The organism is Pseudomonas antarctica (genome assembly GCF_900624995.1).
Lineage (GTDB): Bacteria > Pseudomonadota > Gammaproteobacteria > Pseudomonadales > Pseudomonadaceae > Aquipseudomonas > Aquipseudomonas antarctica.
The window spans coordinates 1-14,345 of sequence record NZ_UYXQ01000104.1 but is presented as its reverse complement, the minus strand read 5'-3'; the positions used below and the strand labels follow the sequence as shown (position 1 = coordinate 14,345).

The 14,345-nt window shown below is 61.1% G+C and carries 8 protein-coding genes; 6 read left to right on the top strand and 2 right to left on the bottom strand.

Annotation, left to right across the window (positions count from 1 at the left end):
- Window positions 1-268: 268 nt before the first annotated feature.
- Together E0F99_RS24840 and E0F99_RS24835 are read right to left on the bottom strand one after the other, a co-directional pair.
- The gene (locus E0F99_RS24840) at window positions 269-1,174 is read right to left on the bottom strand and encodes an AraC family transcriptional regulator (protein WP_083358207.1); all 906 of its coding nucleotides are present in this window, start codon (window positions 1,172-1,174) and stop codon (window positions 269-271) included.
- 72 nt (window positions 1,175-1,246) lie between these two features.
- Window positions 1,247-2,548, bottom strand: a complete 1,302-nt coding sequence (locus E0F99_RS24835) for a glycosyltransferase (RefSeq protein WP_083358208.1) — start codon at window positions 2,546-2,548, stop codon at window positions 1,247-1,249.
- Window positions 2,549-2,719: 171 nt separating this feature from the next.
- On the opposite strand from E0F99_RS24835, the gene tpx reads away from it, so the two are divergent.
- The 6 genes from tpx to E0F99_RS24805 form a co-directional block, all read left to right on the top strand.
- A complete protein-coding gene (gene tpx, locus E0F99_RS24830) occupies window positions 2,720-3,220 on the top strand; it encodes a thiol peroxidase (protein ID WP_083358209.1) in 501 nt (166 codons plus the stop codon).
- A 231-nt stretch (window positions 3,221-3,451) separates the two neighbouring features.
- The gene (locus E0F99_RS24825; RefSeq protein ID WP_083358210.1) at window positions 3,452-4,756 is read left to right on the top strand and encodes an MdtA/MuxA family multidrug efflux RND transporter periplasmic adaptor subunit; all 1,305 of its coding nucleotides are present in this window, start codon (window positions 3,452-3,454) and stop codon (window positions 4,754-4,756) included.
- A complete protein-coding gene (locus E0F99_RS24820; protein ID WP_083358211.1) occupies window positions 4,753-7,854 on the top strand; it encodes an MdtB/MuxB family multidrug efflux RND transporter permease subunit in 3,102 nt (1,033 codons plus the stop codon). The genes E0F99_RS24825 and E0F99_RS24820 overlap by 4 nt, the downstream gene beginning before the upstream one ends.
- Entirely contained in the window at window positions 7,851-10,958 is a 3,108-nt protein-coding gene (locus E0F99_RS24815) for an efflux RND transporter permease subunit (RefSeq protein WP_130908976.1), read from the top strand. Before E0F99_RS24820 ends, E0F99_RS24815 begins: the two co-directional genes overlap by 4 nt.
- Window positions 10,955-12,430, top strand: a complete 1,476-nt coding sequence (locus E0F99_RS24810) for an efflux transporter outer membrane subunit (protein WP_083358213.1) — start codon at window positions 10,955-10,957, stop codon at window positions 12,428-12,430. Before E0F99_RS24815 ends, E0F99_RS24810 begins: the two co-directional genes overlap by 4 nt.
- 302 nt (window positions 12,431-12,732) lie before the next feature.
- Window positions 12,733-14,345: putative bifunctional diguanylate cyclase/phosphodiesterase (locus tag E0F99_RS24805; RefSeq protein WP_242626928.1), on the top strand; the 1,613-nt coding region annotated here is incomplete at its 3' end.

Here is a 14,345-nt window from a genome sequence, read left to right as displayed (position 1 = left end):
GGTCGGCTGTTTTCTGACTAGGCGGCGCGTTTGTTTTTTGCCGATCGAGTTCGGTGGGTCGCAGTGTTGTCGCGTGAGTGGGAAGCAGCGAGACATTGATCATGGTGTTGCCCTTTAGCCTGTGATTCAGATAAGCACCACCCTTAGGCCGAGAAGGGATGATGTCTTTGCTGAGTGGCAGGGGGGCTAACGACGTTCCTCTAACGCGCTGTGAACAGTTGCCGTTTAACCGGTGACTTCTGTTCGGCATATGTCGAGGTGGTCAGATTCAAACCAGGTTTTGTTCAGTCAGTCGCTGCACCGCCAGCCGGCGGTAGTGGGAAGGGGTCATGCCCTTGAGTTGCTGAAAGCGCCGGTTGAAATTGGAGATGTTGTTAAAGCCCGACTCGAAGCACACATCGGTCACGGGCTTGTCGCCATCGGCCAGCAGCTCGCACGATTTGCTGATACGCAGGCGATTGACGAATTCGATGAAGGTGCGCCCGGTGGCTTGCTTGAACACCCGGGAAAAATACGTCGGCTTCATGCCCAGATAGTCCGCGACTTCTTCCAGGGGCAATTCGCGTGCGTAATGGGCAAAAATGTAGTCCACCGCGCGGTTAGTGCGGTCGATGCTGTGTTCATCCGCCAGTTGCGGCGTAGTCACACCGGACAACAACTGGTAGTCCTCACACGCGCTCAACACGTCCAGCAGAATAAAGAAGTGCCCCAGGCGCGCCATGCCTTGGCCGTCCTCGATGCGTTGCATCAAGGTCATGGCTTGGGCGATGGTCTTTTTGCAGCGAAATTCGATGCCGTACTGCGCGCGTTCGAGCAACGGCGCCAGGCCCTTGAGTTCGGTGAATATCTGGCTGGCGCTGTCGAACAGGTCGTCAGTAAAGTTCACTAGCATGTCGCGCTTGGGCACTACCTCGTCTTCCTCCACCTGGCTGATCCAGTTGTGGGGCAGGTTAGGGCCGGTGAGGAACAGGCTTTGCGGGTAGAAGTTGCCGATGTAGTCACCGATAAACACCTTGCCTGCGCTGGCGACGATCAGGTGCAGCTCGTATTCCTTATGGAAATGCCAGCGCACCAGTGGGCAGGGGAAGCCGTGCTGGCGATAGATGATGGACAGACCGTTGTGATCGTCCATCAACTCGTAGGAAGGGTCGGTGATTCGCGTTGCTCGGGTCATGCTGCCGTCGCTTTATTGGGGGTGCTGCCCGGGATAATGCCCCCTCGCGCGCGACCTCGCCAGCGTCAGTGTTTATACGTTGCGGTTTTTCGCTTCGATCCACTGGGACATGTACTGCGTACTCTTATGCGCGTGATGACGCAGCATGCTGCCGATGAAGTTGTCGCGGCGATGGGCCGAAAGGTGGCTGCGGCACTGCTCCAGGCATTCCACCAGCGCCGGGCCGTGGACGGCCAGGTTGTAGCGACGAGCCAGTAACCGGCGGCCATCTTCCTGGGCCTGGGTCCAGCGCTCACGGTCTTGATACAGTGCCACGGCGGCTGCGGCCAGGGCCTGCGCGCTGTACTCGATCGCACCCGGCCATGGTTGTTCATCGCCCATGCCTTCGGCGCCAATCGGCGTGGTGATATTCGGCGTGCCGCACAGCATGGCATCGGCCAGCTTGCCCTTGATGCCGGCGCCAAAACGCAGCGGCGCCAGGCAGATACGCGCGGCGCTCATCACCACCAGTGCGTCCTCGGCCCAGTTCATCACGTGAAAACCCTGGGCGGGGTTGTGCAGGGCGGTGGCCTTGGGCGGTGTGTAGGAACCGTAGATATGCAGTTGAGCGCCCGGCAATTGCTGGCGGATCAGCGGCCAGAGGCTGTTTTTCATCCACAGCACCGCATCCCAGTTGGGCGCGTGGCGGAAATTACCAATGCTGAGGAAATGCGCGCGGTCTTCGAACGGTGTGAAGGCCTCGGTCGGCGGCTGCAGCATCAGCGGGCACCAGTGGAGCAGGGCGGCTGGCACCTTGAACTGCTCGGTGAGCAGGCGGGCTTCGACGTCGGAGATCATCAGGCTGATGTCGCAGCGCAAAATCGCCGCGATCTCGCGCTTGGCCACGTCGGTGTCGGCCATCCGTTGAAATTCATCCAGCAGCGCAGGGGCGAACAGCGGGCTGAAGTCGTCGTCGTGAGGATGCGCCTTGAGGTGGTCCTTGAGGTGGTCCTTGAGGCGCTGCTGGCGGGCGTCGCGCAGGCTTTGCAGGTCGCAGGTCTCGAGCACGCGCAGGGCGTCGGGGCAGTGCTTTTCCACGCGCCAGCCGAATTGTTCTTCCATCATGAAACGGTCGAACAGCACGATATCCGGGGCCAGTTCGCGGATAAAATCATCGAAACTGCTGTTATTCAGCGCGATGGCGCATTCGGTGATGCCCAGCGCTGGCAAATCGGCCTTGTGCTCGCCAACCGTCGCGGGGCTGGCGAAGGTAACGTCCCAACCTTGTGTCAGAAACGTCTCGAGAATTTGCATCATGTGCCCGCCGGCGGCCGAGGAGCGGGGTTCCGGCCAGACATAACCAATGACCAGGACGGTGGTGGCGGGCTGATTCATCAACAACGGTTTCCTTGCAGGGTGGGCGAAAAGCGCGCAATTAAACCATAGCTGCCGTTGCCACGGCGTCGGCATGACAATTTACGTTCGGGCATAGGTAGCTACGGCAGTTTGTGGTTAACTTCTGCGTCTCGATTTCGTTTAATCAAACCCAGCATAAGGATTCCGTTCATGGCCCAAGTCACCCTTCGTGGTAACCCTGTCCAGGTTGAAGGCGAATTGCCTAAAACCGGTTCCACCGCCCCAGATTTCGCCCTGACCACCGTCGATCTGTCGGAAGCAACCCTGGAAACGTTCGCCGGCAAGCGCAAAGTGTTGAACATCTTCCCAAGTGTTGACACCCCGACCTGCGCGACGTCGGTACGCAAGTTCAACGCCCAGGCCAACGACGTGAGCAACACTGTCGTGCTGTGCATCTCCTCTGACCTGCCGTTTGCCCAGAAACGTTTCTGCGGCACCGAGGGTTTGGACAACGTGCTGAGCCTGTCGGATTTCCGCGACCCAGGCTTCGCCGTCGACTACGGTGTGTCTATCGTTGATGGCCCACTGAAAGCCCTGACCGCCCGTGCCGTGGTGGTGCTGGACGAGAACAACAACGTGCTGCACAGCGAACTGGTCAGCGAAATCGGCCAAGAGCCAAACTACGAAGCGGCCCTGGCTGTTTTGAAGTAACTGTTTCAGCGCATGACTGTCTTTTGGCAGTCACACGTTTGATAGATGATTGCGGCCTGGCCTAGTCCAGGCCGTTTTCATTTAACGTCAGCGGCTTAGCTAATATAGCGAATGGACTAAGGCCAGAAGTTAAACGTTGTAAGTTCAAGGTAAATAGCCGGTAAAGGCGCTTTTCTTAATGCGCCCCAGTGCTTATCTTTCAGCCTCCTAAAGAAGAAGCTCTCGCGCCCAATGGTTGATCACTCCATGCAATCCTCCCCCCGCAATTCCCGCCGCTGGCTGTTCGGCCTGCTCGTGCTGCTGGTTATCGCCGGCCTGTGCTGGAAGTTCTGGCCCGCCAGCCATAAGGATGGCGCCGCCCAGAGCCCGGCCGGGCACACCGGTAAGACGGGGATGGCGCGCCCTGGCTTCGGCGGCTCCACCGGCCCGGTGCCGGTGCGTGTGGCGCCGGCAGTACTGGGAGAATTCCCGGTGTACTACAAGGCCTTGGGCACGGTGACTGCGCTCAACACCATTAATGTACGCAGCCGGGTGGGCGGTGAGCTGGTGAAGATCGCCTTTGAAGAAGGGCAGAGGGTCAAGGCCGGTGACCTGCTGGCGGAAATCGACCCACGCAGCTACCAGAACGCCTTGCTCCAGGCCCAGGGCACCCTGATGCAGAACCAGGCCCAGCTGAAAAACGCCCAGGTCGACGTGCAGCGTTACCGCGACCTGTATGCCCAGGACAGTATCGCCAAACAGACCCTGGACACCGCCGAAGCGCTGGTCCTGCAATACCAGGGCACGGTCAAGACCAACCAGGGCGCGGTGGACGACGCCAAGCTCAACCTCGAATTCACCAAGATCCGCGCGCCGATCAGCGGCCGGGTGGGCTTGCGCCAAGTCGATGTGGGCAATCTGGTGGCCGCCAACGACACCACCTTCCTCGCGGTGATCACCCAGACCCAACCGATCAGTGTGGTCTTTACCCTGCCGGAAAACACCCTGGACACCGTGCTCACCCGTTACCACGCCGGCAACAAGCTGCCCGTGGAGGCCTGGGACCGTGGCGACACGAAAAAACAGGCGGTTGGCGTGCTGCAGAGCCTGGATAACCAGATCGACGTGACCACCGGCACCCTGAAATTCAAGGGCCGCTTCGATAACAAGGACCAGGCGCTGTTCCCCAACCAGTTCGTCAATGTGCACCTGCTGGCCGATACCTTGCACAACGTGGTGCTGGCACCGTCCGCTGCGATCCAGTTCGGCAACAACGGCACCTTCGTCTACAAGCTCGACGGCGACAAGAAGGTCAAGGTCCAGCCCTTGGTGGTCGGCGATACCGACGGCGACAACACCGTGATCAAGCAAGGTCTGGTCGCCGGTGATCGCGTGGTGATGGAAGGCACCGACCGCCTGAAGGACGGCAGTGAAATCGAAGTGGTCAACGACAGCAATGAAGTGCCGACCACACCGACCGGGCACCTGCAAGGCAAGCCCGCGGCGAAAGGGGAGACCGGCGCTGACGCCGGCAAGGCGCAAAAGGTCGGTTCATGAACCTGTCGCGCCTGTTTATCCTTCGCCCGGTTGCCACCACGCTGAGCATGCTGGCCATTGTCCTGGCCGGTATCATTTCGTATCGCTTGCTGCCGGTGTCGGCTTTGCCCCAGGTGGATTACCCGACGATCCGCGTAATGACCCTGTACCCCGGCGCCAGCCCGGATGTGATGACCAGCGCGGTGACGGCACCGCTTGAGCGCCAGTTCGGGCAAATGCCCGGCCTGACCCAAATGGCCTCGACCAGCTCCGGCGGCGCGTCGGTGCTGACCCTGCGTTTTAACCTCGACATCAATATGGATGTCGCCGAGCAACAGGTGCAGGCCGCGATCAACGCCGCGACCAACCTGCTGCCCAAGGATTTACCGGCGCCGCCGGTGTACAACAAGGTCAACCCGGCGGACACCCCGGTGCTGACCCTGGCGATCACGTCCAAGACCATGCTGCTGCCCAAGCTCAATGACTTGGTGGATACGCGCATGGCACAAAAAATCGCGCAGATCAGTGGCGTCGGCATGGTCAGCATCGCCGGTGGCCAGCGCCAGGCCGTGCGCATCAAGGTCAACCCTGAGGCCCTGGCCGCCAATGGCTTGAACCTCTCGGACGTGCGCACTCTGATCGCCGCCTCCAACGTCAACCAGCCCAAGGGCAACTTCGACGGCCCCACGCGGGTGTCGATGCTCGACGCCAATGACCAGTTGGTCTCGCCCGAGCAATATGCCGAATTGATCCTGGCGTACAACAACGGCGCGCCGTTACGCCTTAAAGATGTGGCGCAGATCGTCGACGGCGCCGAAAACGAGCGCCTTGCCGCCTGGGCCAACGAAAACCAGGCTGTGCTGTTGAATGTCCAGCGCCAACCGGGCGCCAACGTGATTGAGGTGGTCGATCGCATCAAAGCGTTGCTGCCGAGCATCACCGACAACCTGCCGGCCGGCCTGGATGTGACGGTGCTCACCGACCGTACCCAGACCATCCGCGCCTCGGTCACCGATGTGCAACACGAATTGCTGATCGCCATTGCCCTGGTGGTCATGGTGACGTTTTTGTTCCTGCGCCGCTTCAGCGCCACGATCATTCCCTCGATTGCCGTACCGCTCTCGCTGATCGGCACCTTTGGCGTGATGTACCTGGCGGGTTTCTCCATCAATAACCTGACGCTGATGGCGCTGACCATCGCCACCGGCTTTGTGGTGGACGATGCCATCGTGATGCTGGAGAACATCTCCCGTCACATCGAAGAGGGCGAGACGCCGCTCAATGCGGCGCTCAAGGGCGCCAAGCAGATTGGCTTCACCTTGATTTCCCTGACGTTGTCGTTGATTGCGGTGTTGATCCCGCTGCTGTTCATGGCTGACGTGGTCGGGCGGCTGTTCCGCGAATTCGCCATCACCCTGGCGGTGGCAATCCTGATTTCCCTGGTGGTCTCGCTGACCCTGACGCCGATGATGTGCGCGCGTCTGCTCAAGCGTGAACCCAAGGAAGCAGACCAGAGCCGCTTCTACAAAGCCAGCGGCGCCTGGATCGACTGGTTGATCGCGCGTTACGCAAGCCTGTTGCAGTGGGTACTCAGGCACCAGCCGCTGACTCTGCTGGTGGCCATCGCCACCCTGGGCCTGACCGTGGTGCTGTACCTGGTGGTGCCCAAGGGCTTTTTCCCGGTGCAAGACACTGGGGTGATCCAAGGGGTATCCGAGGCGCCGCAGTCGATTTCGTTTGCCGCCATGAGCCAGCGCCAGCAAGCGTTGGCCAAGATCATCCTGGCTGACCCGGCGGTTGAAAGCCTGTCGTCCTACATCGGCGTGGATGGCGATAACGCCACCCTCAACAGCGGGCGCCTGTTGATCAACCTCAAGGCCCACGGCCAGCGCGACCTCAGCGCGGCGCAGGTGATCACACGGTTGCAGCCGCAAATCGACAAGCTGGTAGGCATTCGCCTGTTCATGCAGCCGGTGCAGGATCTGACCATCGAAGACCGCGTCAGCCGCACCCAGTACCAATTCAGCCTGTCCTCGCCCGATGCCGAGCTGTTGGCGCTGTGGAGCGATAAGCTGGTGCACACCTTGCGCCAGTTGCCGGAACTCACCGACGTCGCCAGCGACTTGCAGGACAAAGGCCTGCAAGTGTATCTGGTGATCGACCGCGACGCTGCCTCGCGCCTGGGCGTGAGTGTGTCGACCATCACCGACGCGCTGTACGACGCCTTCGGCCAGCGGCAGATTTCCACCATTTACACCCAGGCCAGCCAGTACCGCGTGGTGCTGCAGGCGCAGTCCGGTGAAACCCTCGGCCCTGCGGCGCTGAACCAGATCTACGTGAAAACCACCGACGGCGGCCAAGTGCGGCTGTCGAGCCTGGCCCACGTGGAGCAGCGCCAGGCGCAGTTGGCGATCTCGCACATCGGCCAGTTCCCTGCGGTGATGATGTCGTTCAACCTGGCCCCCGGCGTCGCGCTGGGTAAAGGTGTGGAGCTGATCAACCAGACCCAGAAAGACATCGGCATGCCGATCGGCGTGCAGACCCAATTCCAGGGCGCGGCGCAGGCTTTCGAAGCGTCGCTGTCGAGCACTTTGCTGCTGATCCTCGCGGCGGTGGTGACCATGTACATCGTGCTCGGCGTGCTCTATGAGAGCTATATCCACCCGATCACCATCCTTTCGACTTTGCCATCCGCTGCCGTGGGGGCCTTGCTGGCGTTGCTGCTCAGCGGCAATGACCTGGGCATGATCGCGATCATCGGCATCATCTTGCTGATTGGCATCGTGAAAAAGAACGCGATCATGATGATCGACTTCGCCCTCGACGCCGAACGCAATCATGGCCTGGACCCGCAAACCGCGATCTATCAGGCGGCGCTGTTGCGTTTTCGGCCGATTCTGATGACCACCCTGGCGGCGTTGTTTGGTGCGGTGCCGTTGATGTTGGCCACCGGTTCCGGCGCCGAGTTACGCCAGCCGTTGGGCCTGGTGATGGTCGGCGGCTTGCTGGTGAGCCAGGTCTTGACCCTGTTCACCACGCCGGTGATTTACCTGTACTTTGATCGCCTGGGCCGTCGCTGGCGCAAAGAGCCGCAAAGCCTGGAGCCGGTTGAGTCATGAACCTGTCCGGACCGTTTATTCGCCGGCCGGTAGCGACCCTGCTGCTGAGCCTGGCGATCATGTTGCTGGGCGGCGTCAGCTTCAACTTGCTGCCAGTGTCGCCGCTGCCGCAGATCGACTTCCCGGTGATCGTGGTCTCGGCCAGCTTGCCCGGCGCCAGCCCCGAAGTGATGGCGTCCACCGTGGCCACGCCGTTGGAGCGCTCATTCGGCGCGATTGCTGGCATCACCACCATGAGCAGTTCCTCGAGCCAGGGCTCGACGCGGGTGATCCTGGCGTTCGACTCCGACCGAGATATCAACGGCGCCGCGCGGGAAGTGCAGGCGGCGATCAACGCCTCGCGCAACTTATTGCCCAGCGGTATGCGCAGCATGCCGACCTACAAGAAGATCAACCCGTCCCAGGCACCGATCATGGTGCTGTCGCTGACCTCCGACGTGCTGCAAAAGGGCCAGCTGTACGACCTGGCGTCGACGATTCTCTCGCAAAGCCTGTCCCAGGTGCCGGGTGTGGGCGAAGTGCAAATCGGTGGCAGCTCTTTGCCGGCGGTGCGTATCGAGCTGGAACCCAAGGCCCTCGACCAGTACGGCGTGGCCCTGGACGATGTGCGCAACACCATCGCCAACGCCAACCAGCGCCGGCCCAAGGGTTCGCTGGAAGACAACGAGCGCAATTGGCAGATCCAGGCCAACGACCAGTTGGAAAAAGCCAAGGATTACGAACCGTTGCTGATTCGCTACCAGAACGGCGCGGCCTTGCGCCTGAGCGACGTGGCGAAGATCAGCGACGGCGTGGAAGACCGCTACAACAGCGGCTTTTTCAACAATGATTCGGCGGTGCTGCTGGTGATCAACCGCCAGTCCGGCGCTAACATCATCGAGACGGTCCGGCAGATCAAGGCGCAGTTGCCGGCGTTGCAGGCGGTGCTGCCGTCCAGCGTCAAGCTCAACCTGGCCATGGACCGCTCGCCGGTGATCACCGCCACCTTGCATGAAGCCGAGATGACCTTGCTGATTGCCGTGGCCCTGGTGGTGCTGGTGGTGTACCTGTTCCTGGGTAACTTGCGCGCCTCGTTGATCCCGACCCTGGCGGTGCCGGTGTCGCTGGTGGGCACCTTTGCGGTGATGTACCTGTTCGGCTTCTCGTTGAACAACTTCTCGCTGATGGCACTGATTCTGGCCACCGGCCTGGTGGTGGACGATGCCATCGTGGTGCTGGAGAACATTTCCCGGCATATCGACGACGGCGTGCCGCCAATGAAGGCGGCGTACCTGGGCGCGCAGGAAGTCGGCTTTACCTTGCTGTCGATGAACGTGTCGCTGGTGGCGGTGTTCCTGTCGATCCTGTTTATGGGCGGCATCGTCACCAGCTTGTTCCGTGAGTTTTCCATCACGTTGTCGGCGGCGATCATCGTTTCGCTGATCGTCTCGCTGACCTTGACCCCGATGCTCTGCGCGCGCTGGCTCAAGCCGCATGTCAAAGGCCAGATGACCGGTTTGCAGCGCTGGAGCCACAGGATCAACGAGCGCATGGTCGCGGTCTATGCCACCAGCCTGGACTGGGTACTGCGCCACAGGCGCCTGACCCTGCTCAGCCTGTTGCTCACCGTGGGCGTGAACATCGCGCTGTACGTGGTGGTGCCGAAAACCTTTATGCCGCAGCAGGACACCGGCCAGTTGATCGGTTTTGTGCGCGGCGACGATGGGCTGTCGTTCACTGTGATGCAGCCCAAGATGGAGATCTTCCGCAAGGCGGTCTTGAAAGACCCGGCGGTGCTCAGCGTGGCCGGCTTTATCGGCGGCAACAGCGGCACGAACAACGCAGTGATGCTGGTGCGCCTCAAGCCGATCGCCGAGCGCAAGCTCTCGGCCCAGGCGGTGATCGAACGTATCCGCAAGGAAGTCCCGCTGGTACCGGGTGGGCGTCTGTTCCTGATGGCCGACCAGGACCTGCAATTTGGCGGCAGCCGCGACCAGACCAGCGCGCAATACTCCTACATCCTGCAAAGCGGCGACTTGGCTGCATTGCGCCTGTGGTACCCGAAAGTAGTTGCCGCCCTGCGTGAGCTGCCGGAGCTGACCGCCATCGACGCCCGCGAGGGCCGTGGTGCGGCGCAGGTGACGCTGATGGTCGACCGCGATCAGGCCAAGCGCCTGGGCATCGACATGAACATGGTCACGGCGGTGCTGAACAACGCCTACAGCCAGCGTCAGATTTCCACCATCTATGACAGCCTCAACCAGTACCAGGTGGTGATGGAGGTCAACCCCAAATACGCCCAAGACCCGATTACCCTGAACCAGATGCAGGTGATCACGTCCACCGGCGCGCGGGTGCCGCTGTCGACCATTGCCCATTACGAAAACAGCCTGGCCGATGACCGCGTCAGCGATGAAGGCCAGTTCGCCTCGGAAGACATTGCCTTCGACATGGCGCCTGGGGTGACGGTGGAGCAGGGCACGGCCGCCATCGAACGGGCGATTGCCAAGGTCGGCTTGCCGGAAGACGTGATCGCCAAAATGGCTGGCACCGCCGATGCGTTCGCGGCGACCCAGAAGGGCCAGCCGTTCATGATCCTCGGTGCGCTGGTGGCGGTGTACCTGGTGCTGGGCATTCTGTATGAAAGCTACATTCACCCGCTGACCATCCTCTCGACCTTGCCGTCGGCGGGTGTCGGCGCGTTGCTCTCGATCTACTTACTGGGCGGCGAGTTCAGCCTGATCTCGCTGCTGGGGTTGTTCCTGCTGATCGGTGTGGTGAAGAAGAACGCAATCCTGATGATCGACCTGGCCCTGCAACTGGAGCGCCACGACGGCATGAGCCCGCTGGAATCGATTCGTAGCGCCTGCCTGTTACGGCTGCGACCGATCCTGATGACCACACTCGCCGCCATCCTCGGCGCCTTGCCGTTGCTGCTCGGCTCTGGCGACGGCGCCGAAATGCGCCAGCCGCTGGGCCTGACCATCATCGGCGGCCTGGTGTTCAGCCAGATCCTGACCCTTTACACCACTCCGGTGGTTTACCTTTATCTCGACCGCGCGCGCCACCGCTTCAACGCCTGGCGCGGAGTGCGTACCGATGCTGCCTTGGACCCTGCGCTATGACCGACTCAACGTTCGCCAAATTGGCCATGAGCATGCCCCGTGGTTCCCGTGTCGCCAGCCTGCTGCTGTGCGGCGCCTTGCTCAGCGCTTGCGCGATTGGGCCTGATTACAAACGCCCGGAGGTCATCGAGCCTGCACAGTTTAAAGAAGCCCAGGGTTGGAGCCAGGCGACTCCCAGCGATTCGTTGGCGCGTGGCGCGTGGTGGGAGCTGTATGGTGACCGTCAGCTCAATGACTTGGTGAGGCGCCTGAACAATGCCAACCAGACGGTGGCCCAGGCCGAAGCGCGTTTTCGCCAAGCCCAGGCTCAGGTGCGCAGCGCGCGTGGTGCATTCTTCCCGACGGTGGACCTGAGCGCCGGGAAAACCCGTGCGAGCCAAGGCACCGGTAGCAGCAGCGCGAGCCTCAGCAGCTCCAGCAGCGGTATCCGCGACACCCTTAACGCGCAATTGGGCGTGAGTTGGGAGGCGGATGTGTGGGGCAAATTGCGCCGTGGCCTGCAAGCCAACGAAGCCACGGCTGAGGCCAGTTCGGCTGATTTGGCCGCGATGCGCTTGAGCCAGCAATCGGAGCTGGTGCAGGACTACCTGCAGTTGCGTGTCATGGATGAACAGACGCGTTTGTTGCAAGCGACGTTGGACACCTATCAACGTTCGCTGAAAATGACTGAAAACCAATACCGTGCGGGTGTGTCCGGCAAGGATGCGATCGCCCAGGCGCAAACTCAGCTCAAGACCACCCAGGCGAGCTTGATCGACTTGATCTGGCAGCGGGCGCAGTTGGAGAACGCCATCGCGGTGTTGATCGGCGAGGCGCCGGCCAATTTCAACTTGGCGGTGAGCAAGGATATTCCTGCGTTGCCGCAGATTCCTGTGAGCTTGCCCTCGCAATTGTTGGAGCGTCGTCCGGATATCGCCTCGGCTGAGCGGTCGGTGATTGCGGCGAACGCGAATATTGGTGTGGCCAAAGCGGCTTACTATCCGGATTTGACCTTGAGTCTGCAGGGCGGGTATTCCAGCAGCACCTATGCGGACTGGATCAGCTTGCCGAATCGCTTCTGGTCGGTGGGGCCGAAGTTGGCGATGACATTGTTCGATGGCGGCCAGCGGTCGGCGGAGGTGGATCGGACCGTGGCGTCTTATGATGAAACCGTAGCCAAGTATCGCCAGACGGTGCTGGATGGGTTCCGTGAAGTGGAAAACTACATGGTGCAGCTCAAGGTGCTGGAAGACGAGGCGGTGGTGAGTAATGAGGCCTTGGATGCAGCGCGCGAGTCGCTGCGGTTGACCGAGAACCAGTATAAGGCTGGGTTGATTGCTTATCTGGATGTGGTGACGGTGCAGGCTACGGCGCTTAGTAATGAGCGTACCGTGCTGACGTTGCTGCAGACGCGGTTGGTGGCGAGCGTGCAGTTGATTGCTGCTTTGGGCGGCGGTTGGGATGGGCAGACTGCGATTGCTGGTAAGGAGTGATTGACGCAAACGCACAGCAGCTTTCTGTGGGCGCTGGCTTGCCTGCCAATGCGGTGGCTCAGTTATAAGTCAGCTGACTGATACACCGCCATACTCGCCGTAGGGGCGAAACCTCTATCCGTCATCACCCAAACAACGGATATGTACACAATCCAGCCCCCTCACAAGCCAGTAGATTGACGTCAAAACGCCACTAGTGGCCCCGTGATAATTAATCAACTCGCCAATAAATTTTGTCGCTACAATCGCCTGCTTTGCCACCTGGCACGGGCGTTCCACGCCCCTCAGTCTTGAGAAGCCCCATGCTGATCGGTAGTTATTCCCCCTCCCTGGTCGTGATCTCCCTGTTCGTCGCGATCCTGGCGTCCTACACCGCGTTGGACCTGGCCGGCCGCATCGCGACCGCCACGGGTAGCGCCGTTTATGTGTGGATGACGGGCGGTGCATTGGCAATGGGCGTAGGCGTCTGGTCCATGCACTTTATCGGCATGTTGGCCTTGCGCCTGCCGTTTGCCCTCGGCTTTGACTTGGGCATCACCGCGTTGTCGCTACTGATTGCCGTGTTGTCCAGCGGCTTTGCGCTATGGCTGGTCAGCCAACCACGCCTGCCCGCGTGGCAACTGGCGTTTGGCGCGCTGATCATGGGGGCGGGCATCAGCAGCATGCACTACACCGGCATGGCCGCGATGCGTATGACCCCGGGGATCGACTACGACCCAACCCTGTTCGGCGCCTCGTTGGTGATCGCAGTCGTGGCCTCCGGCGCTGCCCTGTGGATCGCCTTCAACCTGCGTCGCAACACCCCTTACGTGCGCCTGGCGCGCGGTGGGGCAGCGGTGGTGATGGGCATTGCAATCGTCGGCATGCATTACACCGGCATGGCCGCCGCGCAGTTTGATGACAACAGTTTCTGCGGCGCTGCGCTGTCGGGCCTGAGCGGCAAGGGCCTGGACTACTTGGTGCTGGTCACCACGCTGGGGGTGTTGATCATCGCGTTGCTGACCTCGTTGCTCGATGCCCGGCTCGAAGCGCGCACCGCCGTGCTTGCGGACTCCCTGACCCAGGCCAACCAGGAACTGACCCACCTGGCCCTGCATGACATGCTCACCGGCCTGCCCAATCGCATGCTGCTCGCTGACCGTATTCAACAAGCCATCCAGGCCGTGAACGAACAGGGCGGCTGCTTTGCCCTGATGTTTATCGACCTGGATGGGTTCAAACCGGTCAACGACGCTTTCGGTCATCACATGGGCGACCAGTTGCTGCGCGACGTGGGCCTGCGTCTGCGCGAGGACCTGCGCAGCCAGGACACCCTGGCGCGCATCGGCGGTGACGAATTTGTGTTGCTGGTGCAATTGACACAGCCGGACGATGCCATGGGCCTGGCCGAACGTCAGGTCGGCTTGATCCATCGTGCGTTCAAGATTGCTGAGCATGAGCTGAAAATTTCCGCCAGCATCGGCATTGCACTGTTCCCGGGCAATGGCAGCACCCCCGAGGAACTGTTGATGAATGCCGACGCCGCGATGTATCACGCCAAGGGCATGGGCAAGAACGGCTACAGCTTCTTTGATGTGTCGATGAACACCAATGCGCGCAAACAACTGCAGTTGTTGCAGGACCTGCGCAATGCCCTTGAACACGAGCAATTACGCCTGTATTACCAGCCCAAGTTCGATGCGGCCAGCGGTCTGCCGGTCGGTGCCGAAGCGCTGCTGCGCTGGGAGCATCCGCAGCAGGGTTTATTGTTGCCGGCCGCGTTTATCGAGCTGGCGGAAAAGACCGGGTTGATCATTCCTATCGGTGAATGGGTGCTGAACGAAGCCTGTCGCCAGATGCGCGTTGGAGATCGGACGGGCGGGGTGGGGGGAGAGAGGGTAGGCGTGAGTGTGAGTCGTGGTGGTGGCACGACCTT